Source organism: Streptomyces sp. NBRC 110611, from assembly GCF_001590865.1.
Lineage (GTDB): Bacteria > Actinomycetota > Actinomycetes > Streptomycetales > Streptomycetaceae > Streptomyces.
The window spans coordinates 186903-212153 of the sequence record NZ_BBUY01000005.1; the positions used below are offsets into that span (position 1 = coordinate 186903).

At 75.4% G+C, this 25251-nt stretch carries 3 protein-coding genes (1 of these 3 cut by a window edge); all 3 read right to left on the reverse strand.

Translation table 11 applies throughout. The features are described from left to right. Tightly spaced (each overlapping or abutting the next), the 3 genes in view from AZE13_RS14075 to AZE13_RS14085 form a layout consistent with a single transcriptional unit that may run on beyond the window. Positions 1-5847: the beginning of an SDR family NAD(P)-dependent oxidoreductase gene (locus AZE13_RS14075; RefSeq protein ID WP_066930893.1), read on the reverse strand. The gene continues 15015 nt to the left of window position 1, outside the view; the window shows 5847 of its 20862 coding nt (coding positions 1-5847); its start codon is at positions 5845-5847; the stop codon falls past the left edge of the window. Next, a complete protein-coding gene (locus AZE13_RS14080; RefSeq protein WP_066930895.1) occupies positions 5848-10698 on the reverse strand; it encodes a non-ribosomal peptide synthetase in 4851 nt (1616 codons plus the stop codon). Beyond that, positions 10695-25235 (reverse strand): SDR family NAD(P)-dependent oxidoreductase, encoded by a 14541-nt coding sequence (locus AZE13_RS14085; RefSeq protein WP_066930897.1) that lies wholly within the window; start codon positions 25233-25235, stop codon positions 10695-10697. The genes AZE13_RS14080 and AZE13_RS14085 overlap by 4 nt, the downstream gene beginning before the upstream one ends. Positions 25236-25251: the final 16 nt, after the last annotated feature.

Below are 25251 nucleotides of genomic sequence, written 5' to 3' on the forward strand. Positions count from 1 at the left end.
GTCGGTGCCGCGGGCCCGTACGTGGGCGTAGGCCTGCCGGCCCAGGGGGTGCCGGACCTCCACGGACTCGACCGCGTACGGCACCATCGCCGGGCCGGCCGCGCGGTCGCGGAGCACGGCGAAGGTGTGCAGCGCGCCGTCCAGCAGCGCCGGGTGCAGCAGGCAGTCCTCAAGCGCGGGGCCGGTGGCCTCGACGGCGGTGAGACGGGTGAGCGCCTCGCCGTCGCCGGCCGCGATCCACTCCACCGCGCGCAGCGCGGGGCCGTAGCCGAGCCCGGCCGCCTCGAACTCCTCGTACAGCCAGGCGCCTTGGTACTGCTGGGCGCAACGGGTGCGGATCTGCTCGATCCCGTCCCGGCCGGCCGGCTCCGCGGGGCCGGCCGCCGGCAGCGGTTCCACCGTGCCCTGGGACAGGACGGCGGTCTCCGTGCCCTCCCCGGCGGTCAGTTCGAACGCGAGGCCGCGCTCGGTGCGGCGCAGCGACAGCCAGGCCTCGCGCGGCTGCCCGGTCACCGTCAGCGGGCGCAGCCAGCGCACCCGGCGCAGTGCGCAGGGCTCGCCCAGGCCCGCCTCCCGGGCGGCGGCGCGGGCCATCTCCAGGACGGCGACGCCGGGCAGCAGGTGGACGCCGCCCACCTGGTGGTCCCGGATGAGGGTGTGCCCGGGGCCGAAGGACGTGGTGAAGGCGAGCGCGCCGTCCAGGGAGCGCGCGGGGTCGACCCGGTCGAGCAGCGGATGGCCAAAGCCGCCCGCCGCCGGGCCGCCGGGGCCGGTGCCGTCCGGGCCGTCGGAGCCACTGCCCCCGCCCGGGCCGCCGGTACGGCGGTGGGCCGGGGCATCGCCGTCGGTGATCCAGCAGCGCATCCGCTCGAAGGGGTAGCCCGGCAGCGGGATGCGGTCCGGGGTCGCGGCGCGCAGCAGCCGCCATTCGGGGGCGCCGCCGCGTACCCACAGCCCGGCGACGGCGACCGGGTCGCGCCGCTCGACGGCCGCCCGGACCTCGTCCGGGGTGACCCGGGTGCCGCGGTCGCGCGACGCACCGCGCACGCTCCCCAGAAACGCCCCGTCGGGCACCGTCCCGTCCTCGGCGAACGCGCCCAGCGCGCAGGCCAGTTCGGACACGGTGCCGGCGACGACCGCGAGCCGGTCGTCCAGGGCCTCCCGGCCGTCCTGAAGGGTGCGGGCGAGGGCCGCGGGGCCGGTCTCCGGGTTGCGGGAGAGGAACCGCGCGAAGCGGCGGGCCAGTTCCCGCAGCCGCTCGGGGGTCTTCGCCGAGAACGGGAAGACGAACGGGCCTTCCGCACCGGAGACCGGGCCCCGGCCGGCCCCGGTGGCCGCACCGGCCGGCCGGTGCTCCTCGACCACCAGGTGCGCGTTGGCGCCGCCCGCGCCGAAGGAGCTGATGCCGGCCCGCAGCGGCGCGCCGTCCGGCGAGTGCCACGGCGCCGGCTCGCGCTGCACGACGAACGGCGAATCCGCCCAGTCGATATTCGAGTTGAGCGTCTCGGAGTGCAGCGAGGGCACCAGCGTCCGGTGCCGCATCTGGAGCAGCACCTTGCACAGCGCCGCCATACCGGCGGCCGACTCCAGGTGGCCGATGTTGGACTTCACCGAGCCGATCGGCAGGCTCTGCGGCGCCAGCCCCGCGGACTCGAAGGCGCGGGTCAGGCCGCGGATCTCGACCGGGTCGCCGAGCGAGGTGCCGGTGCCGTGCGCCTCCACGTAGGAGATGGTGCGCGGGTCGACGCCCGCCGACGTCAGGGCACCGCCGATCAGGTCGCCCTGGGCGATCGGGCTGGGGACGGTGAAGCCGTTGGTGCGGCCGCCGTGGTTGACGCTGCTGGCCAGGATGGTCGCGTAGATGTGGTCACCGTCGCGCAGCGCCGCGCCGAGCGGTTTGAGCAGGACGGCGCCCACGCCCTCGCCGGGCACGTAGCCGTCGCCGCCCTCGCCGAAGCTGCGGCACAGGCCGTCGCTGGAGGTGAACTGCCCCTGGCCCAGGAAGCGGTACTTGTACGGGTGGACGTGCAGGTTCACCCCGCCGGCCAGCGCCACGTCCGCCTCGCCGGAGCGCAGGTCGCGGATGGCGAGGTGGATCGCGCTGAGCGCCGAGGAGCACATGGTGTCCACGGCCAGGCTCGGGCCGCCGAAGCCCATGGTGTAGGAGACGCGGTTGGCGATGGCGGCGTAGGAGGAGGCGGCGATCCGGCCGTTGTCGGCCTCGTACAGCTGGTAGAGGGTGTACATCGCGCCGACGTAGACGCCGGTGCGGCCGGCCCGCAGCCCGGCCCGGGTGTAGCCGGCGTCCTCCAGGGTGTGCCAGGCCGTCTGCAGGAACAGCCGCTCCTGCGGGTCGAGGATCTCCGCCTCGCGCGGCGAAATGCCGAAGAACAACGGGTCGAAGGTGTCGATGCCGTCGATGAAGCTGCCCCAGCGGCTGTACTCGGCCGCCCGGTCGGCCTCGGTGGCGGTGTCGTAGTCCCGCCAGTCCCAGCGGTCGCCGGGAATCTCGGTGATCAGGTTCCGGCCGGCGCGCAGATGCTCCCAGAAGCCGTCGAGGTCGTCGGACTCGGCGAAGCGGGCGCTGACGCCGATGATGGCGATGGGCTCGTCGGCGGCGGAGCCGGAACCAGAGGTGGCGGCGGGGGCCGGGGCGGCCGTGGGCGCGGGGGCCGGCGCGGGCCGCTCCCGTACGGCCGGGACGGTCGGCGCCGGCGCGGTCGGCGCCGGGACGGCGGCCTCCGGCACCGGGGCCGCGGCCGGCGCCAGTTCGTCCAGCTTCGCCGCGTGCCGCTCGACGAAGTACCCGGCCAGCGACCGCAGTTCCTGGTACTCGAAGAACAGGGTCTTGGGCAGCGGTCCGAAGTGCTGCTCCAGCACCCGGTTCAGATCCATGATGAGGATCGAGTCGATGCCGTACGCCTGGAAGGCGGTATCGGTCTCGATGTCCTCGGCGGGCATGCCGAAGACTCCGGCCAGCAGCTCCCTGAGGTGGTCCTCGGCGCGCTCCTGGATGCCGGCTCCGGCCGCCGGAGCGGATCCGGGCACGGCCTCCGGAGCGTTTCCGGGCGCGGCCGCCGCGGCCCGGGGCAGCGCCCGCCGCCCCGCCGTCTCCAGCAGCTCCCGCACCTTCGCCGGGCGGCCCCGGACCAGCAGCAGGTGGTCACCGTCGTGCCCGGCTGCGGCGTCGAGGGCGGCCAGCCCGTCGGCGGTGGTGAACGCCCGCAGCCCCACCTCGTCGACCATCCGGTCCTGTGCCGCCGCGTCCATGTCCATGCGGATGCCGCCGTCCTCCCACAGCGACCACAGCAGCGACCGGGTGCGGCCGGCCCGCCGGCCCTCCCGGCGCCGGTCCTCGCGCCAGGAGGCGAAGGCGTCCAGGAAGCGGTTGGCGTAGGCGTAGTCGGCCTGGCCGGGGGAGCCCGCGGCGCCCGACATGGAGGAGAACAGGACGAAGAAGTCCAGCGGCTGGCCGGCGGTGGCCCGGTCCAGTTCGAGGGTGCCGCGCACCTTGGGGGCCAGCACCCCGGACAGCTCCTGGTCGTCCTTGGCCAGCAGGTACCCGTCCCGGGTCGTGCCCGCGAGGTGCAGTACGCCGTGCAGGGCGCCGAATTCGCCGCGGACCGACTCGACCAGGGCCGCCGCACCGCCCGCCGCGCCCAGGTCCGCCGGGCGGTAGACGGCGTCGATGCCGTCGGCGCGCAGCGCCGCGAGCTCCCGCTCGACGTCCGGGCCGTGGGGGGTACGGCCGGTGAGGACGAAACGGGCCCGGGAGGCGGCGGCCAGATGCCGCACCACGATCCGCCCCAGGCCGCCGAGGCCGCCGGTGACCAGGTAGTTGCCGCCGTCCCGCAGCGGCAGGCCGGAGCCCAGTGCGGCGGGGAAGCCGGTGACCGGCTCCCAGCGCCGTACCTGCCGCTCGCCGGCGTGGTGGCGGACCGCGAAGTCATGCTGTGCGGCGCCCAGTTCGGCGGCCAGGACGCGGGCGCGGTCCTCGGTGGATCCGGGCGCCACGGCGATCACGGAGGTCAGGAAGTCCGGCTGCTCGTTGGCGATCGTCCGGGCCAGGCCGTCCAGTGCGGCGCTGAGCGCGTCATCGGCGCCGCCGGTCGCCTCGTACAGGTACAGCAGCCGTACCGGAGCGTCGAAGCGGGCATGCGACCAGGCGCGGAAGAGCGCGGCCAGGCGCCGGGCCGGCCGGTCGGCCGGCCCGTCCCGGTCCGGGGTGGCGACGCCGTCCCACACGAGGACGGCGGGGGTGCGGCCCTGCCGGGCGAGGCCGGCGAAGAGGGCGTCGAAGTCGGCCTCGGTGCGGTGGTCCCCGGGTGCGTACGTCGCGACGCCGCCGTCCGGCAGCAGTCCGGCCAGTGCCGGGTCCGCGCTGAACAGCAGCACCTCGCCGCCCACGGGGCGCTCGCCCGCCGCGGCGGGCCGCCACACCTCCTCGAAGGCCAGGGTGCGGTCGTCCTCGGGTGCGGTGCCGGGGCGCAGCGCGTGCCCACCGCCGACCGCGCGGGTCACCAGGTTCTCGATGCGCAGGACGACGCGGCCGTCGTCATCGGCCAGCGTCAGGTGGTGGCCGTTGCCGTCCGGGGCGGGCACGGCGTGCACCAGGCCGCGCTCCGGCAGCGGGCGCAGCACCTCCAGGGAGCCCAGCGAGAAGGGGAGCCGGCGCTCCTCGACGGCGGCGGGGTCGGCCTCGGTCCACAGGGCGGCCTGGAGCATGCCGTCCAGCAGGGAGGGGTGCAGGGTGAACAGGCCGTGCGGGTGGCCGGTCTCCGCCGGAACCGCGATCCGGGCGAGGACCTCGCCGTCGCCGTGCCGCAGGGAGGTGATCGGGCGGAAGCTGGGACCGTATCCGCCGCCGAGCCGGTCGAAGAGGGCGTAGCACTCCGCGCCGGTGACGGTGTGCGGGCAGCGGGCCCGGACCGCGTCCAGGTCGAGCGTGACCGGTCCGGGCCCGGCCGACGGGTCCTCGGCGGGCGCGCCGAAGCCGATCCGGCCCGCCGAGGACAGCTCGCCGGTCTCCTGCGGCGTACCGCGCCAGACCTCGTAGGCCACCCCGTCCGCCTCGGGCGTCAGCTGCAGCCGCACGGTCTGCGGGTGGCCGTCGGTGACGATGACCGGGCGGGTCCACATCACGTCGCGGACGGTGCGCACCGCTCCGCGCCCGGTGCCCGCCGCGGTGGCCGCCGCGAACTCCAGGGCCGCCACGGCGGGCAGCACCTTCCTCTCGCCGAAGGCGTGGTCGCGCAGGAAGAACTCGTCACCGGTGAGCGTGCGGGTGAAGATCAGGCCCTCCGCGTCGGCCGGGGTGCCGGCCAGCGGGTGCGCGGGTGCCGCGGCCGGGCCGGCCGCCGGCTCCTCGATCCAGTACGGGCGGGAGTGGTACGGCGGGGTGGGCAGCGACAGCCGCGCCGGGCGGGGCGCGTCCCCGCGCAGCGCGTTCCAGTCCACCGCGGCGCCGCTCGCCCAGAGCCGGGCCACCTCGTCCGGCCCGGTGCCGGCGGGCACCGCCGCACCGGGCGTGCCGTCCGTGGTGACCGTGCCGCGCACCAGGCCGTGGCCGCCGCCGTCCGGTCCGGCCACGAACCGGCCCAGCCCGTCGGCCAGTTCCGCCAGGGAGGACACCGCCAGCGCGAGCCGCTCACGCATCGGCTCCCGGCCGACCTGGAGGGTGTGGGCAAGCCGCTCCAGCGTGGTGGCGGCACGCTGCGGCCGGTCCTCCGCCAGGTGATCGTCGATCCACCGCTTCAGGCGCGCGGCGTACTGTTCCAGCTGTCCGGGTCCGGACGCCGACAGCACCACGACGTGCCGCTGCGAAGAGGTCGTCTTCTTCTGCACCATCTACTGTTCCTCTGCTGCCTCTTCGAGCACTACGTGCACATTGCTGCCGCCCATGCCGAACGAGCTCACGCCCGCCCGCCTCGGCCACGCGGTCCCGTCCGCGTCGCGCCGCGGCTCCCAGCCGGCGGTACGCGTCTGAAGGTGGAAGGGACTGCCGACGAAGTCGAGCATCGGGTTGGGCTCGGTCAGGTGGACCAGGCCGGGCAGGGTCCGGTGTTTCATCGCCAGCAGCACCTTGACCAGGCCCGCCACCCCCGCCGACGCCTCCAGGTGGCCGATGTTGGTCTTCACCGAGCCGAGCGCGACGCCGGCCCCGTCGGTGGCCGGCCCCCAGCGGTCCAGGAGCCTGCCGAAGGCGTCCTTGAGGCCGTCGACCTCGATGGGATCGCCGAGTTCGGTGCCGGTGCCGTGCGCCTCGATGTAGCCCACGGACGCCGGCGGGATGTCCGCCGCTTCGTAGGCGCGCACCACCACATCGGTCTGGGCCCGGGGGTTGGGCACGGTGAGCGAGTGCGTACGGCCGCCGTGGTTCTCGGCGGAGCCGATGATCACCCCGTGGACCGGGTCGCCGTCCGCCCGCGCCCGGTCCAGACGCTTGAGCATCAGCAGGACGACACCCTCGCCGCGCCCGTATCCGTCGGCCCGCCGGTCGAAGGTCTTGCACCGGCCGTCGGGGCTGAGCATCCCGGCCCGGCGCAGCGCGCGCCAGCCGTAGGGCGACAGCAGCAGGTTGGCACCGCCGGCCAGCGCCGCGTCGCAGTCGCCCAGCTGAAGGGCGCGGACGGCCCGGTGGACGGCGACCAGCGAGCTGGAGCAGGCGGTGTCGTAAATGGTGCTCTGGCCGTGCAGGTTGAACAGGTGCGAGATGCGGTTGGCGGCGACCGAGGCGACATTGCCGACGTGGAAGTGGTCGTCGCTCTCCCGCTCGTGGCCCAGCAGGCTGAAGTAGTCCGCGCCGCTGATGCCCACGAAGACGCCGGTCCGGGTCCCGGAGAGGGCCTGCGGCGCCCAGCCCGCGTCCTCCATCGCCTGCCGTGCGGTGTGCAGGAGCAGCCGGTGCTGCGGGTCCATCTGGGCGGCTTCGCGGGGGGAGATGCGGAACTGCTGGGCGTCGAAGTCCGCCACGTCCCGGACGAAGGAGCCCGGGAAGGCCGCCGGGTCGCCGCCCTCGTAGCGGCCGAACAGGCTGCGGGAGAAGCCGCGTTCCAGCGGATAGGGGCGGATCAGATCCCGGCCCTGGACCAGGTGCGACCAGAACTCCTCCAGGGTGTCCGACTCCGGCAGCCGGGCGCCGATGCCCACCACCGCCACCGGCGGGTAGCCGGTGTCCCGCGGGGAGCGGGCGGCGGCGCGCGCCGGGGCGGCCGCGGACGCGGCGGCCGGCGCGGACGCGGCGGCGGTGCGCCGCGCCGCCGGCTCCGGGCGGTACCGCCCGGACAGCTGCGCCGGGTACTTCCCCAGCAGGTGGGCGGCGAGCGCGTCGAGGGTGGGGTGCCCGTAGAAGGCGGTCGGCGGGACGGTGATGTCCAGCCGGTCGCGCAGGACGGCGCTGAGCCGGGTGAAGCGGATGGAGTCGAAGCCGTAGTCGCCGATCGGCCGGTCGGCCGCGAGGACCTCCGGCGGCACCCCGGCGATCTCGGCGACCCAGCGGCGCAGCTCCTCGCGCAGCCCGGCCACGGGGTCGGGTGCGGCGTCCGCCGCGGCCGCCCCGTCCCCGTCCGGTACTTCTGGTACTTCCGGTGCTTCCGGTCCGTCCGCCGCCGCGTCCGGGTATCCGTAGCGCCGGACGATCTCCTCGACCGGGAGGCGCTGGAGCGGCCCGGTGTCGATCTTGGCGTTGGGCGTCTGCGGGAAGGCCCGCAGGGGGACCGTACGGGCCGGAACCATATAGCCCGGCAGCCACTCGGCCAGCTCGGCGCGGAGCCGGTCCGCGAAGTCCCCGGCGGGGCCGCCGGCCCGGGCCGTCCGGACGAACGCCACCAGCGCCTGGTGTCCGGCCACGTCCTCCCGCAGCAGTACCCGGGCCTCCTCGACCAGGTCGCTGCGGCGCGCCGCGGCCTCGATCTCCCCCAGCTCGATGCGGTAACCGCGCAGCTTGACCTGCCGGTCCAGCCGGCCCAGCAGCTCCAGACTCCCGTCGGGCAGGTAGCGGGCCGCGTCCCCGGTGCGGAAGACCCGTCCGGACTCGCCGAGGAACGCGCCGTCGGGGAACTTCTCCTCGGTCAGCTCCGGCCGTCCGCGGTAGCCGAGGGCCACACCGTGCCCGGCGATGTACAGCTCTCCGGTGGCGCCGAACGGCACCGGCCGCCGGTGCTCGTCCAGCAGGTGGAAGCGGGTGTTGGCGATGGGCGTGCCGACGCCGATCCGGCGGTGGCGGCGCACCTGGCCGACCGAGGACCAGATGGTCGTCTCGGTCGGCCCGTACATGTTCCAGACCTCGTCGGCCCGGTTGAGCAGCTTCTCGGCCAGGCCGGGGGTGAGCGCCTCGCCGCCGCACAGGATCTTCCCGGCCAGGCGTCCGGACCAGCCCGCCGAGAGCAGCATCTGCCAGGTGGCGGGGGTGGCCTGGACGATGGTGGGCGCGGCCCCGCCCGTCGTGCCGTCCAGGCGGTCCTTGAGGGCCAGGCCGTCCCGGGCCACCTCGGCCGCCGCGATCTCCACGGTCGCGCCACGGGTCAGCGGCAGCAGCAGCTCCAGGGCGGCGATGTCGAAACTGACGGTGGTGACCGCGAGCAGCCGGTCATCTTCGGCGCAGCCCGGCGTCCCGCCCATCGCGGCGAGGAAGTTGACCAGGCTGCCGTGGCTGATCTCCACGCCCTTGGGACGCCCGGTGGAGCCCGAGGTGTAGAGCACGTAGGCGGTGGCGTCGTGGAAGGTGCCGGCCGGCCGGTGCGGTGCGGGCGGCAGCGGTCCGGGGGACGCCGCCCAGTCGACGTCGTCCAGGACGATGCGGGCGAGGCCGTCGGCGGGCAGCCGCCCGGCCGAGGCCCGGTCCGTGACCACCGTCGAGATCCCGGCGTCGGCGACGATGAACTCCAGCCGTTCGGCGGGGAACTCGGGGTCCAGGGGCACATAGGCGGCGCCCGCGCGGTGCACCGCGAGCAGCGCGATCACCAGTTCGGCCCGCCGGCCGGCCAGCACCCCGACGAGCGCGCCGGGGCCGACCCCGTCCTGCCGCAGCCGGCCCGCCAGCACCTCCACACGGTGGGCGAGTTCGGCATACGTCAGGGACGTGCCGGCGTCGACGAGCGCGGTGTTGCCGGGCGTCCGGGCGGCCTGGTCCAGGATCAGCCCGGCCGCGGTGCGGTGGCACGGCAGCCCGGCGTCGGTGGCGTTGGCCCGGCGCACCAGTGCCCGTTCACGGGGGCTCGACAGCTCGACGGCGCCCAGTTCGAGCGCCGGGTCCGCGGCCATGGCGAGCAGCAGCGCGCGGTAGTGCTCGGCCAGCCGCTCGACGGTGGCGCGGTCGAACAGCGCGGGGTCGTACTTGAAGTAGACCAGGGCGTGGTCGCCGCGCACCACGACCTCCACGACCAGGTCCGACTCGCCTTCCTGGGTGATGGCCAGGGCGTCCTCGAAGAGGGTCTGCCCGGCCGCCATGTCCAGGTCCCGGCCGACGCCCTGCTGGAGGTAGAAGCCGATGTCGAAACCGGCCCCGGGGTCGCCGCCGCGCCGCAGGTCGTCCACTACCGAGGCGAACGGGTAGGCGCTGTGGTCCTCCGCCTCCAGCAGGCCGTCGTGGACCGCGGTGAACAGCTCACCTGCGGTCGTCCGTGACGAGCAGGCGGTCCGCAGCACCACCGGGTTGATCAGATAGCCGAGCGTCCGGTCGAACTCCTGGGCGGCCCGCCCGTCGGTGGGCACCAGGACGGAGAAGTCCTCCAGGCCGGTGTGGCGGTGCAGCAGGCCCACGAAGGCGGCGTACACCACGCTGAACGGGGTGAGCCCGTGGTCCCGCGCGGTGGCCCGTACGGCGCTCCACGACGCGGCGTCCAGCTCCAGCTGGACACTGCGCCCGGTGAAGGTCCGCTCACCGGCGCGGCGGCGGTCGGCCAGCCGGTCGAGCACCGCGGCCGTGGAGGCCCCGGACAGGGTGCGCCGCCAGTACGCGCGGTGCTCCTCGGCCTCCGGGCCGTCGAGCATCTCCCGCTGCCAGCGCACGAACGCGTGGTACGGGGTGCCCGGTTCCACCGGAGCCGGGGCATCCGAGCGGGTCAGGCTGTCGTAGCCGGCGACGATGTCGCGCAGCATCAGGTGGCTGGAGACGCCGTCGGTGATCAGGTGGTGGAAGACCAGCAGCAACAGCGGGCCGGCCCCGGGGCCGCGCAGGAAGTAGACCCGGTACAGCGGATCGCGCTCCAGGTCGAACGGCACCCGGACCAGTTCCCGGATCCGCTCCAGCAGCTCCTGCTCGGTGAGGTGGCCGAGGTCCATCTCGACCATGTCCAGGCCTCGTTCGGCCACCACCTGGACGGGGCCGTCGGCGCCGTCGGGGCCCGGCTTCACATTGATCCGCAGGCCGGGGTTGCGCTCGATCACCGTGCGTACCGCGCGTTCGAGGAGGCCCGGGTCGGCGTCCGGGCGCATCCGCAGCGCCATGGGCAGGTTGTACGCGGCGCTGGTGGGCGCGCTCTGGTGGATCGCCCAGAGGGCGGCCTGGCCGCGGCTGAGCGGGTAACTCGCCCCGGCCGGGAGGCCTTCCGCTTCCCCTGCTCCCGCTCCGTCGTCTTCCCCCGCTCCCGCTCCGTCGTCCCCGCCCTCGGCGAGTCCGCGCAGCAGCGGCAGCGCCTGCTCCTCGGTGATGCGCTGGTCCGCGACCGCCTCCAGGAGCTCCTTCAGGATGGCGTTCATCGGCCCGACTCCTTCGTCAGTTCCTGGAGCGCCTCGCCCACGCTGAGCTGCCCGGAACGCAGTCCGCGCAGCAGCGTCTGGATACCGTCGCCGTCGGCGGGGGGCCCGGCGGGCGGGGCGGCCGCGGTGGGCCCGGCGGGTGTGGTGTGTGTGGGGGGCGTCGCGGAGCGCTCCGGGGCGGCGGCCAGCTCCGCCGGGAAGGTCTCCATGAGTTTGCGCACGATGCCGTCGACCGACCCGCTGGTGGAGAAGAACTTCGCCGGGATACGGATCCCGAACTGGGCGCTGAGCGCCCGCCCGAGCCGGCGCAGGCCGAGCGAGTCGACGCCGTACTCCACCAGGCTGCGGTCGGGCCGCAGCCGTGCGCCGTCCACACCGAGGTGCTGCGCCAGCAGCGTCGTGATCCGCGCGGCCAGCCGGCCGGCCGCATCACCGGCTCCGGCTCCGGTGGCCACGACGGCGGCCGGGGCGGGCTCCGGCAGGGGGGCCGGCTCCGGTACGGGCGCGGGCTCCGGCACGGGTACGGGCGCGGGCTCGGGCGCCCCGTCCGGCACCAGCCCGGCCTCCCGTACCTGCTGCCGGTCGAACCGCTCCCCCGGCCGCACCCAGTACCGCTCCTGGGCGAACGGGTAGGTCGGCAGCGCGACCCGGCGCGGCGCGCCGGCGCCCCACAGCAACGCCCAGTCGATCCGTACGCCCCGGGTCCACAGGTGCGCCAGCTTCTCCCACTTGCGCCCGGCGACGACCATCCGCAGGTACTCGCTGCCCTCCGGACCGTCCAGCAGCACGCTGGTGCCGTCGTCCCGCGCCTCGGAGGTGCCGGTGAACACGCCTGCGGGCTCCGGCTCCCCCTCCAGCCAGCGGGTCAGCCTGCCGCGCAGATCGGTGAGGTCGGCGGCGACCACGGCCAGCCGTTCGGCCATCTCCTCACGGCCGGTCTGCAGGGTGCGGGTGAGCGCGTCGAGGGTGACCTGGGCCGGCGGCTCGGCCAGCCAGTCGGCGAACCGGGCGGCGGCGGCCCGCAGCCGGTCCGGGGTCTTGGCGGAGAGCACGAACACACCGGGCCCCGACGCCGCACCCGGGGCCTCGGCGGCCCCGGCGCCGGGCAGGTACTCCTCCACCACGACGTGGGCGTTGACCCCGCCGAGTCCGAAGGAGCTGACCGCGGCCCGGCGGGGCACCACGGCGCCGTCCGCACCCCGCTGCCGGTCCCAGGCCCGGCTCTCCCGCAGCACGCGGAAGGGACTGCCGTCCAGCTGGAGGTAGGGGTTGGGCTTCTGGATGTGCAGGTTGGCGGGGAGCGTTCCGTACCGCATCGCCAGCAGCGTCTTGAGCAGACCGGCGATACCGGCCGCCGCCTCCAGGTGCCCGGTGTTGCTCTTGACCGCGCCCAGCGCGCAGTGCGCCTCGGCCGGCCCGGTCACCCCCCAGTCCTGGTAGAGCCGGCGGAACGCGGCCTTCAGGCCGTCGATCTCCACGGGGTCGCCCAGCGCGGTGCCGGTGCCGTGGGTCTCGACGTAGGTGACGGTGCGCGGGTCGATACCGGCCCGCCGGTGCGCCTTGACCACCGCGTCGGCCTGCGCGTCCGGGTTCGGTGCGGTCAGCGAGTTGGTACGGCCGCCGTGGTTGACGGCGCTGCCGCGGATCACACCGTGGATCACATCGCCGTCCGCGATGGCCGCCGACAGCCGCTTGAGCAGCACCGTGCCGACGCCCTCGCCGCGCACGATCCCGTTGGCGTCCGCGTCGAAGGTCTTGCACCGGCCGTCCGGGCTGAGCATGTCGGCCTGGCTCATGTCGACGAAGAGCATCGGTGAGGCCAGGACCTGGACACCGCCGGCGATCGCCAGTGCGCAGTCGCCGTTCCGGACGGACTCCACCGCACGGTGCAGCGCCACCAGTGACGAGGAGCAGGCGGTGTCGATCGCCTCGCTGGGGCCGCGCAGGTCGAGCAGGTACGAGACCCGGTTGGCCAGCATGGCGTGCGCCCGGCCGATGGCGTTGTAGCCCTCCAGCGGGGTGCCGAAGGCGTGCTGGATCTCGAAGTAGTCGTAGGTGCAGGCGCCGAGGAAGACCCCGGTGTCCGTCCTCGCCAGTGCGGACGGGCGGATACCGGCGTCCTCGATGCAGCTCCAGACCGTCTCCAGCACCAGGCGGTGCTGGGGGTCCATGGCCTCCGCCTCCCGTGGGGAGATCCCGAAGAAGGACGGGTCGAACCGGTCCACCCGGTGCATGAAGCCGCCCCACTTGACGGGCGTCTTGAACTCCCCGTTCCCGGGCTCTCCGTAGATGCTCCGCCAGTCCCAGCGGTCGGCGGGGATCTCGGTCACCAGGTCGTCACCGGCCGTCAGATGCGCCCAGAACTCGTCCAGGTCGTCCGACTGCGGCAGCCGCCCCGCCATGCCCACGACGGCGACCGCGTCCTCGAAGGGGGCGGGAGCCGGCGACGGCGCGGGCTCGGGGGCCGGCGTGGCGGCCTGCACGGCCTGCTGCGGCGCGGGGGCGGATTCCGGCGCCGGCCGGTCCGCGAGGGCCGGCTCCGGCGCCGGCTCCGGGGCGGCCTGCCGCGCGTGGTGCGCGCGCAGTTCCTCCGGATAGCTGCGGGCCAGTTTGTCCGCCAGGTCCAGCGACGTGGCGATGCCGAAGAAGAAGGCCGGGGTCACGTCCACCCCGAACACCTCGTTGAAGGTGTGGCTGAGCCGGGTGTAGGCGATCGAGTCGAACCCGTACCGGCTCAGCTCCCCGTCCGGGGCCAGTACCTGCGCGCTCACCTTGGCCGCCTCGCACACCAGCGCGTGGACCTCGGCGCGCAGCGCCCCGGCCGCCTCCGGCCCGCCGTCCGCGGTCCGTGTGCCGTCCACGGGCTCCGTGCCCTCGACGGTCCGTGTGCCGTGCGCGGTGTGCGCACCGTGCGTGGTCTGTGCGCCGTGCGCGGTCTGTGCGCCGAGCCCGGTGACGAACTCCGCACTGCCCGAAACCACCGCCACCTGAACTACCTCCCGGCCGAGGACCTCGGTCATCGCTCGCAGCCCCCGAGAGGGCGGAATGGGTGTCACGCCGATCGCCCGCATCCGGTCCCGGTACCGGTCGGCCAGCGCCGAACCGCCCCAGAAACCCCAGTCGACGACGCGTACCGGGAAGGGCAGCCGGGCCGCCAGGCTGTGTGCGTAGGCGTCCTGGAAGGTGCAGGCGGCCGCATAGCCGCTCTGCCCGGGGTTGCCGAGGAAGGACTGCACCGAGGAGAAGACCAGCAGATAGTCCAGGCCGCGGGCGGCGAACACATCGGCCACCGCCGCCGTGGTGCGGGTCTTGGACTCCAGGCCCTCCCGGAAGCGGGTCTCGTCCAGGGCGTGCAGCGCTCCGTCGCGCAGGGTGTTCGCGGTGTGGATGACGCCGTCGATCCGGCCGAAGCGGCGCTCCACGGCGTCCGCCGTGGCCCGCAGCGCCTCCCGGTCGGCCGCGTCCGCCCGGAAGTAGGCCACCCGCTCACCGCTGGGGTCGATCGTCCCGAGCCGGGCCTGCCGCGCGGCGTCCAGCGGGCCACGGCCCACCAGCGCCACCCGGGCCCGGTACCGCCGGACGAGGTGGGCGGCGACATCGGCGCCGATGTCGCCGGCGCCCCCGATGATCAGGTGTACGCCGCCCTCGCGCGGCACCACGCCGCGCGGTGCCCCGGAGTCCGGCGCCGCCGCGCTCATCGGCTCCAGCACCCGGCGGTGGAACCGGCCGCCGCGGACGGCGAGTTCGGCCCCGGGCAGCGCCCCGGCGGCCGCCACCACCCCGGCCGCGTACGGCGCGTCCCGCAGGGTCTCGTCCCCGTCCAGGTCGAGCGTGGCGACCTGCCAGGACTCGCACTCGCGGCGCAGGGACTTGGCGAAGCCCCACAGGTGTGCGGCGTACGGGTTGCGCACCGGGTGCCCGGCGACCGCACAGGTGTCGCCGGTCACCAGGGTGAGCGCCAGCCCCCGGCTGGCGGCGGGCCGTTCGAGCAGGTGGCGGACCACCCGGAACAGCGGCAGGACACAGCTCTCCTCCGCCTCCCGCAGCGCATCGAGGTCCGCGCCCGGCGCCGGGTCCGCCGCCTGCCGGATCCCGGCCAGGAAGTACACCTGGGCAGGGGCCGGCAGGGCGCCCAGCATCGCGTTCCCGGTCGCCTCGGGGCGGTCCGCGGATATCCGGACGACCGGCCGCGGGGCGAGCCGGGCGGCCAGCGCGTCGGCGAGCGGCGCCGTCCGTGCGGTGTGCACCAGCCACGCCGTGCCGGTGTCAGCGGGCCGGGCGGGGGCGGGCGACGGTTCCGCCACGGGCCGCCAGACCGGCACGTACATCAGGTCCGCCACCGGCTCATCCGCCACCCGCTCGTCCGCCACCGGCTCGGCGAGCGCGGTGCGGGCAGCGGCGGCGTCCGGCGTGCCGACGGCGCCGACGGGGGCCGGGCCGGCCGCCGGCGTCTCGAACCACAGGCTCATCGGCTCGAACGGGTAGGTGGGCAACGGCACCAGGCGCGGAGTGCGCCCGGCGTACCGGCCGCGCCAGTCCACCGCGTCCCCGGCCACCCAGCCCCGGGCGAGCCGCTCGGGGCCGGTGCCGTCCACCGGCTCCGCCGTACCGCGCCGCGCTCCCCCGGCCGTTCCCGTGAACACCCGCTCGCCGGCGCCGGGTTCGGCACCGCGGGCGAACCGCGCCAGCGCGCCGGCCAGCTCCTCCCGCGTACCGGCGACCACCGCCAGCCGGTGCTCCATGGCGTCCCGGCCGGTCTGGAGGGTGTACGCGAGGTCCGCCAGGTCCGTCTCGCGGGCACCGTCGAGGTACCGCTCCAGGTCCGCCGCGTACCTGCGCAGTGCGGACTCCGTACGGGCGGACAGGACGAACACCGGCACCGGCAGGTCCGGCCCGGCGGACGTCCCGGGCCCGGCGGTCCGTGCGCCGTCCCCGGTCATGGGCTCCTCCAGGACGACGTGTGCGTTGACCCCGCCGTAGCCGAACGAGCTCACCCCGGCGCGGCGCGGGAGCTGCCGCCCCTGTGCGTCCAGCGGACGCTCCCAGGGCTCGGCCGCGGCCGGCAGGCGGAACGGGCCGTCCGCCAGCTGGAGATAGGGGTTGAGCGTGGCCATGTGGAGGGAGGGCGGCAGCGTCCTGTGCTCCATGGCGAGCAGGACCTTGAGCACCCCGGCGATACCGGCGGCGGACTCCAGGTGCCCGATGTTGGTCTTCACCGCGCCCAGCGCGCAGTACGCGCCCTGCGGGTCCGGTGTCCCGGCCCGGTCCCGGAGTTCGGCGAAGGCCGTCTTCAAACCGCTGACCTCGACCGAGTCCCCCAGTGAGGTCCCGGTGCCGTGGGTCTCCACGTAGCCGACGGTGCCGGGATCGACCCCGGCCCGGCGGTACGCGGCGACCAGCATCCGGGCCTGGCTCGCCGGGTTGGGCGCGGTCAGGGAGCGCGCCTTGCCGCCGTGGTTGACGGCGCTGCCGCGCAGCCAGCCGCGCACCCGGTGGCCCGCCTCGGCGGCCCGCTTCCTACTGGTGAGCACGACCACGCCGAGGCCTTCGCCGCGGACGAACCCGTCGGCGGAGGCGTCGAAGGTCTTGCAGCGGCCGTCCGGGCTGAGCATGCCGGTGCGGTCCAGGAGCCGGAAGTTGTGCGGGGAGAGCAGCAGGTTCACCCCGCCCGCGACGGCCACCTCGCAGTCGCCGTTGCGGATCGCCTCGGCGGCGCGGTGCAGCGCGACCAGCGAGCTGGAGCAGGCGGTGTTCACCGGCTCGCTCGGGCCGTGCAGGTCCAGGAGGTAGGAGACCCGGTTGACCAGGATCGAGTGGGTGTTGGCGGTGGCGCTGAAGGCGTCGATCCCGGCGCCGGCCGCCATCTGGAGTTCCTGGTAGTCGTTCGAGCCGACGCCGATGAACAGTCCGGTGTCGCTGCCCGCCAGGCCGCCCGGTGCGATGCCCGCGTCCTCCAGGCCCGTCCAGACCGTCTGCAGCAGGAGCCGCTGCTGGGGGTCCATGCCCTCGGCCTCGCGCGGCGAGATGCCGAAGAACAGCGGGTCGAAGAGGTCCACGCCGTCGATGAACCCGCCGCGGTGGGAGAGCGACCGCAGCCCGTCGCGGTCCGCCGGTACGGCCGTGACCAGGTCGTCGCCCGCCTCCAGGTGCCGCCAGAACGCGTCCAGGCTCGCGCTGCCGGGCAGCAGGCCGGCCATCCCGACGATGGCCACGGGCTCGTCGGCGCCCCTGGCCACGGGTCCGGCCGGGACCTCGGCGGCGACCGCTTCGGACGGGGCCGCGCCCACGCCGGCCGGAGCCGCCGCGGACGGCACCGTGGCGGCCACCGTGGCGGCCGGTGCCGCCTGCGCTCCGCTCCCGTACCGGTCGCTCAGTGCCGCGGCGTGGTCCGTCGCCAGCTTGTCGGTCAGGGCGCGCAGGGTGGCGGTCTCGTAGAAGAGCGTCGGGGTGATCCCGAAGCCGTAGGTGTCGTTGAGCCGCCCGGCCAGCAGGCTGTAGCTGATCGAGTCGAAGCCGAAGTCGCCCAGGTCCTGGTCGGGGTCGAGGTCGTCGAGGTCGATGCCCGAGACCTCGGAGGTCAGGTCGAGCAGGTCCCGCTCGAAGCGGGCGCGCGGCTCCGGAGCCACCGGGGCCGGAGCCGGGTCGGCAGCGGCAGCGGGAACGGGAACGGGAACGGGAACGGGTGGCACGGTCCCGTGCCCCGGCTCCACCCTGCCCCCGGCCACCCCGGTCTGCGCGGTCTGCGCGGTCGCCTCGGTCGGCTCGGACACCGTCACCCCATCGCTCTGCGCCACGATCACATGCTGGAAGTTGCGTTCCGTCACCTCGCGCCCGGGCAGCGCCGTGAAGCCGCCGTACCCCAGCTCCGCCATGACCGCGCGCCAGCCCGCCACGTCCAGCAGCGGCGAACCGGGCAGCCGGCGCCCGGTGTCGGCGTAGCTCCACCAGCCGTCGAAGAGGCCGACGGTGAGCGTCATCTGCACGGTGACGGTGGTCAGTTCGTTCAGTACCAGCCGGCCGCCCGGCCGCAGCGCGCCCTTGACGTTGCCCAGGGTGCGCCGCACGTCCTCGGTGGTGTGCAGCACATTGGCCGCCACCACCAGGTCGAACGTGCCCGGCTCGAAGCCCTGCCCGGCCAGGCCGCGTTCGGCGTCCAGCCGCTTGAAGCGCAGGAAGGGGCGGTCGGCGCCGTACTCCCGCCTGCCGTGCGCGAGGAAGGCCGCGGACAGGTCGGTGTAGCAGTAGTCCAGATGTGCGCCGTAGGGGTCCAGGGCCCGCAGCAGGCCCGCCGACGTGCCGCCGGTGCCCGCGCCCACCTCCAGGATCCGGATCTTCTCGCCCTCGGCGAGCGCCGCCACGCGGTCCTTGACGTAGCCGACGACGGCGGCGTTCACCAGCCCGTTGTAGGCGTCGCTGAGCGCGTTGCCCTTGTAGACGCCCTCCATGAGGGACATGCCGGAACTGGGGAAGAGCAGGTCGGTGGCGGCCAGTTCGCCGCGCAGCAGCTCGGGGTAGTGGCCCAGGCACAACGCCAGCAGCCGTACGTACACGGCCAGGTCCTCGTGTGCGGTGGCGAGGCCGGCCAGCTCGGCGGCGTGGTCGGCGCCCCGGGCGGCGGCCAGCGCGGCCGGCTCGGGCAGATAGGCCCGGCCGGCCGGCCGCAGCTGTCCGTGCGCGCACAGGACGTCGAGGACCGTGGCGAGCAGGCGCTCGTAACGCGCGACGCAGCCGATCCGACGGCCCACGGTCGCCGCGTCGGCGGCCGCGCCGGGCTCCGGCCAGGCACCCATCTCGTCCAGGATGCGCAGCAGCCATCCGGCCGCCGTGCGCGCCATCGCCGTTTCCACGCCATGGAAGCGGTCCACGGCGGCAACCCCCGTACCGTCCAGCTGCGCCGCGCCGTCGAGAAGCCCGGTGGACGGCCCGGTGGACGGCCCGGTGGACGGATCGGTGGACGGCTGTGCGCCCTCGCGCCGGTGCCCGTCCGGCCCGCCGTCCAGCCCCAGCCGGGCCAGCAGCGGTGCCTCGGCCGGCAGCGCCAGGACCTGGGGCACGGTGCCGGCCAGCAGGCGCAGCACGGTGTCCCAGCCCTCGCACGGGGAGATGGAGCGGAAGCCCTGGCGGAGCAGCTGTTCGCGGGCCCGCTCATGGGCCACCGCGCCGACGGTGCCCCAGAATCCCCAGTTCACGGCCCGGACGGCGTACGGCAGGCGGGCGTCGAGGGCGTGCGCGTACGCGTCGAGGAAGGTCGAGCCGGCGGCGTAGTTGGCCAGTCCGGCGTCTCCGAGGAAGGACTGCACCGAGGAGAAGAGGACCAGGAAGTCCAGCGGCTCGTCCCGCAGGGACTCGACCAGGGCGACGCTCACCCGGGACTTGGCGGCCAGGCAGGCCCGCAGGTCGTCCTCGGCCAGGTTCCGGACCAGGCCGCTCCTGTTCGACAGCGCGGAGTGGAACGCGCCGTGCACCGGGCCGAAGCGCCGGTGGACCTCCGCCAGGGCGGACCGCAGGCTCACCGGGTCCCCGGCGTCGGCCGGTACGTAGAGCAGGTGCGCACCGCCGGGGTCGGCCTCGGCCATCCGCCGGCGCCGCGCGTCGTCGAGCGGGCTGCGGCCGAGCAGGGCCACCCGGGCACCGTGGTCGCGCACCAGCGAGCGGGCCATCTCGAAGCCGATACCGCCCGCGCCACCGACGACCAGGTAGGTGCCACCGGGGCGGACCGGGGCCGGGCCGGCGGGCGGCAGGGTGACCGGGCGCAGGGCCTGGCGGTGGCGGGCCCCGGCGCGCAGCGCGATCCGGGCACCCCGGACGGCGGGTTCGGCGACGATGCGGTCGGCGAGCTCCCCCCAGCGCGGGCTGCCGGCCCCGGGCAGCGGGCCCTCGGCGTCGATGACGACGGCACTCCAGCCCGGGTATTCGCTCTCCAGCACCCGGGCCATACCGGACAGGCCGCCCGCGTACGGGTTGCCGGCCGGCTCACCGGCCACGGACCACACGCCGTTGGTGACGATCTTCCAGGTCAGCTCCCGCGCCCCGGCCAGCGGTACGGCGAGCCGCTGGGCGCAGCGGAACAGCGCCCGCACGCCGGTCTCCTCGGCGCGTTCCAGGCCCGGCAGCCCGCCGAAGCCGTCCCCCGCCGCGCCGGTGGCGTCGGCAGGGGCGGTGGCGTCCGTGGACCCGAGCAGTCCGCCCAGGAAGTAGACGGTCCGCAGCCCGGCCAGGTCGTCCAGCGGCGCGGCGGCCGCCTCCGGGTCGGCCGCGTCGATCTCCCACCGGTCCGGGCCGATCTGCCGGGTCCGGCCGCCCAGTTCGATCCGTACGACCTTCCGGCCGGCGTGCCGCCCGGCCAGCGCCGCGGCCAGCTCGCGCCCGTCCGGGGCGCTGACCACCAGCACCGTGCCGGTGCCGGGGGCAGCGGACGCGCCGGGGCCGGCGGACGGGAGCGCGGGCAGCGGCTGCCAGGTGGCGGTGTAGGTGAACTCCTCGGCCGGCACCGCGTCCTGCACCGTACCGGACGCGGCGAGCGGCCGGTCCGGGCGCGGCTCCGGGGCGTCGATCCAGCAGCGACGCCGGGTGAACGGGTACAGCGGCAGGGCGACCCGGCGCGGGGCGTACCCGGCGTACAGCGACGGCCATTCGACCGTCGCACCGGCTGCCCACAGGCGGGCCAGCGTGTCCGTGTCACGGCGTGCGACGGCGTCCCGCACGGCCTGCGCGTCCGCCGGGCCGGACGCCTGCACTCCGGGCCGGACGCTGCCGCGATGGCCGCACCCGCCCGCCTCGCCCCGCTCGGTGAACTCCTCCAGTGCGGCGCGCAGCTGGTCCAGGTCGGACACGACGAGGGCGAGCCGCTCCGCCATCGCCTCCCGCCCGATCTGGCTGGTGTACGCGAGATCGGACAGCGCGGGGGCACCGCCGGTGCCGGCCCAGGTCACCTGGGCGGCGATGCTCTCCAGCGTCGAGCCGAGGTCGATACGCGGGCCGGCTCCCTCCAGGCCGAGGCGCTCCGCGGCCTGTTGCTCGAAGCGGCGCAGGTCCGCCGCGTCCAGGCCCCATTCGTCCAGCGGCACCGCCGGGTCGAGCACCGCTCCGTCGAGGCCGAACAACTCGGCGGCCAGGTCCCGCAGTTCACCCTGCACCCCGGCGCCGCCGGGCTCCCGCGCCCCGTGCGCGGAGAGGAAGCCGAGGTAGCGCGCGGCCAGTTGCCGGAGGTTCTCGTCCTTCTTGGCGGACAGCAGCACGGCGTACGGCCCGGGCGGAACGTCGCCCCCGGACGGTGCGCTCCCGGTGAACTCCTCCACGATCACATGGCCGTTGGCCCCGCCCGCGCCGAAGGCGCTGACACCGGCCCGCAGCGGCACGGCGGCCCCGTCGCGGCCCGGCCGCGGCTGCCACGGCTCGCGCGCGGTCTGCACCCGGAACCGTGCCGCGTCCCAGTCGACCGCGGGGTTCAGCTGCTCGGCGTGCAGCGAGGGCACCAGCGTCCGGTGCCGCATCTGGAGCAGCACCTTGGTGAGACCGGCGATGCCGGCGGCCGGTTCGAGGTGACCCAGGTTCGACTTCACCGAGCCGATCGGTACGGGCCGGCCGGCCGGCTCCGCGCCGCCGAACACCCGCTCCAGGGCCGACATCTCGATGGGGTCGCCCAGCGCGGTGCCGGTGCCGTGCGCCTCCAGGTAGGCGAGGGTGTCCGCACCGGTCCCGGCCCGGTCCAGGGCCTCGCGGATCAGCTCGGCCTGGGCGACGGGGCTGGGCACGGTGTAGCCGCCGGACCGCCCGCCGTGGTTGACGGCGCTGCCCTTGATCACACCGTGGATCCGGTCCCCGTCGGCCAGCGCCCGCTCCAGCGGCTTCAGCAGTACGGCGCCCACCCCCTCGCCGGGCACATAGCCGTCCCCGCCGGCGCCGAAGCTGCGGCACCGCCCGTCACCGGAGACGAATCCGGCCTGGCTCAGGTAGAGGTACTTGTACGGGTGCACCGTGACGTTGACGCCACCCGCGAACGCCACCTCGCAGTCGCCGGCGAGCAGGCTCTGGCAGGCCAGGTGCAGCGCGGTCAGCGACGACGAGCACATGGTGTCCAGGGCCAGACTCGGTCCGTGGAAGTCGAAGAAGTACGAGACCCGGTTGGCGACCGACGAGGAGAACGAGGTCGGCAGCGCGGTCAGCTCCTCCGGAGCCGTCAGACCGAGCATCTGGTACTGGTTGAACATCACCCCGGCGAACACGCCCACCCGGTGGGCGGCCAGCGCGGACCGGGTGTAGCCAGCGTCCTCCATGGTGTGCCAGACCGTCTCCAGGAACAGCCGCTCCTGCGGGTCCATGGACTCCGCCTCACGCGGGGTGATCTGGAAGAAGTGCGGGTCGAACCGGTCGGCGTCGGCCAGGAAGCCGCCCCAGCGGCTGTAGGACCGCCCCGGCGTCTTCCGCCCGGCGTCGAAGAACCCCTCCAGCGGCCACCGGCCGGCCGGGATCTCGGTGACGGCGTCGCGGCCCGCCGCGAGGTTGTCCCACAGCTCGTCCAGGTCCCCCGCCATCGGGTAGCGGCCGGCCAGGCCGATGACGGCGATGTCCCGCTCCGGTGCCGGTGCGGGAGCCGGAGCCGGCGCCGGGGACGGCACCGCGTGCGCGGGCGGGAGCGCCGCCGTCTCCGTGGCCGGCGGAAGGTCGAAGGGCGCGCCGGGGTCGGCCCCGTCCAGGGAACGCAGCACGCGCTCCCGGTCGCCGTGGAAGAGCACGAGTTCGGGCACCTCCTGGCGCAGCGCGGCGAGGAAGATCCGGGTACCGGCGGCGGCCGCCAGCGGCGTCTGCCCGTGCTTGCGGAAGTACGCCTCGGTCGCTTCGTCGGTGCGCATCCCGCCGTCGCGCCACAGCGGCCAGCCCAGCGCGACCGTGCGGCCGGGCGCGCCGGAGGCCGCGCGGTGCGCGGCGTAGGCGTTCAGGAAGGCGTTGGCGGCGGCGTAGTCGGACTGCCCGGCGTTGCCCGCCGCGCCGGTCACGGACGAGAACAGCGCGAAGAAGTCGAGCGGTTCGCCCCGGGTCGCGGTGTCGAGGTGCACCGTGCCGCGCACCTTGGGCGCCAGCACCTGCCCGATACCGTCGGCGTCCTTGTGCATCAGCAGCGCGTCCCGCAGCACTCCGGCGGTGTGCAGTACGCCGTTGACCGCGCCGTAGCGGGAGCGGGCCTCGTCCACGACCCGCGCCACGTCGGCGGGGTCGGTGACATCGGCCTGCACGTAGTGGACCTGGGCACCGTGCGCCTCCATGGCGCGCAGTGCCTCGCGCGTCGCGGCGTCGGGGGCCGAGCGGCCGAAGAGCACCATCCGGGCCCGTACGGTGCGGGCCAGCAGATCCGCGAAGAGCAGACCGAGGCCGCCGTTGCCGCCGCTGACGAGGTAGACGCCGCGGTCGCGGAGCACCGGCCGGCCGGCCGCAGCCGGAGAGGCTTCCGCCGGGGTTGCCGGGCCGGTGCCGAGCCCCCTGTCGAGCCCGGTGCCGAGGCCGGTGTCGAGCCCGGGCAGCTGCGCTTCCCGGTAGCGGCGTACGTACCGCCGCCCGCCCTGGTAGCGCACCCATGACTCGGCGTCGGCGGCGCACTCGCGCAGCACCAGTTCGCCGAGCGCCGCCGGGTCGGGCCCGGTACCGTCACCGAGCTCCACCACCTTCAGGCGCAGCCGGGGCTGTTCGATGCGGACGGTCTTCGCCAGGCCCGCCAGCGCGCCCGGCACCGTCGCCGCCAGGGTGTCCCCGGCGGCCGAGAGCCACAGCACCGGAAGCTCCGTCCGGCCCGCGGTCTCCAGCAGCGCCCGGCCGAGCAGGAGCAGGGTGGTGCAGGCGTACTCGACGGCCGCGGGGAGTTCGTCCGCGCTCCGCGGCGGCTTCGGCGGTGCCGTGTGCACCACCGCGTCGGGGAACCGCCCCTGCTGCGCCAGATCGGCGAGCAGCCGCCGGACGTCGTCGTACGAGCCGGGGCGCAGCTCGAAGACGCCGGGTTCCACCTGCCGGTAGGCCCCGCCGGGGCGGGCCAGCACGACGGCCGGTCCGCCGGCCCGCTGCCGCGGCCAGTCGACCGGGCCGGAGTCCGTACCGAGCAGGAGCAGGTTCTCCGGGCGGTGCCCGGTGGCGGCCGGGTGGGCGTCGGCGGCCTCCCAGATCCCGGTCAGGCTGAGCGTGTCGGCGGGCGCGGCGGCCTCGGCCGCTCTGTCCGCGGGCGCCTCGGCCGCCCCGTCCGCGGTGGCTTCGGCGTCCCGGGCGTGCCGGGCGTCTTCACCGCCGACCGCGGCGAAGGCGGCGTCCGGGATGTGCTCCAGGAGGTAGTCGGCCACGCTGTCCACGGTGGGGTACTCGAACAGCAGGGTCGGGTAGAGGCCGATGCCCCAGCGCTCCTCCAGGGCCCGGACGAGCCGCAGCAGGTGCGTGGACTCCAGCCCCAGCTCGTAGAAGCCGGTCTGCGGGTCGACGGCGGCCGCCGCGTCCCCCCGCAACTCGCCGACCGCGCGGGCGACTTCGCGGAGCACCAGGGACCGGCGTTCGTCCCCGGACGGTGCCGTGGCGGGCGCTGTGGCGGGCTGCGTGGCGGGCGCTGCGGCGGGCGCCTCCGGCGTGGGGCGCGCGCCCCGGCCCGCTCGCTCCGGCCCCTCCACCGGCAGCGCCGCCGGACGGCCCGCCGGGCGCCCGGCCCCGCCCTCCGTCAGCCGGGTGATCAGCTCCCTGGACCGGATGCGCTTGAGCGCCAGCCGCTCGAACCGGGCCAGCAGCCGCCCCTGTTCGTCGTGCAGGTCGATATCGACGTACAGCACGTCACCGGCGCGGCCCGCACCGTCCCGCACCCGCAGATTCACCAGACACGCGTCGCCGAGCGACCCGGCGGCGCGGAACGCCGCGATGTGGAAGGGGATCAGCGGCCGTGGATCGGTCTCCTCACCGGAGAAGGCGAGCGCGTAGCTCTGCATCGTCGACGCGTCCAGCAGCGCCGGGTGCAACAGGAAGTCACCGCGGCTCGCCCGGGCCTCGTCGCCGAGCGCGATACGGGCCAGCAGCCCGCCGTCACGGTCGCGGACGGTGCCGTGGCACGTCATGAACGAGCGGTGGTGGATATCGGCGGCCCGCCCCAGGACGTAGACCCGCTCGACGTCCTCGGCCGGTGCGCCGTCACCCTCGCCGGCCGGCGGCACCGCGTCCGGGAACGGGCTGTCCAGATGCAGCTCCGCCTCCAGGTGCGCGGTCCACTCCGGGCCCGGCTCCTGCCCCGCGGACACCTTCCGGCTGCGGGCGGTCACCCGGTAGTGCCCGGACGCCCACTCCAGTGCGACCTCGATCTCCCGGTCGGAGTCCTCGGTGGTGACGACCGGTTCGATGAAGAGGACGTCGCGCAGTTCGGTCCGGTCCAGGGTGAAGCCCCGGGCGTCCAGCAGCCGGTAGACGACGTCCAGGAACGTCACTCCGGGCAGGGTGCGGACACCGTGCACCCGGTGGTCGTCCACGAGGGGGTTGGTGTGCGTGAGCGTCAGACGTGAGCGAATGCTCTGGTGGCGTTCCACAGGGTCTCTTCCCGGT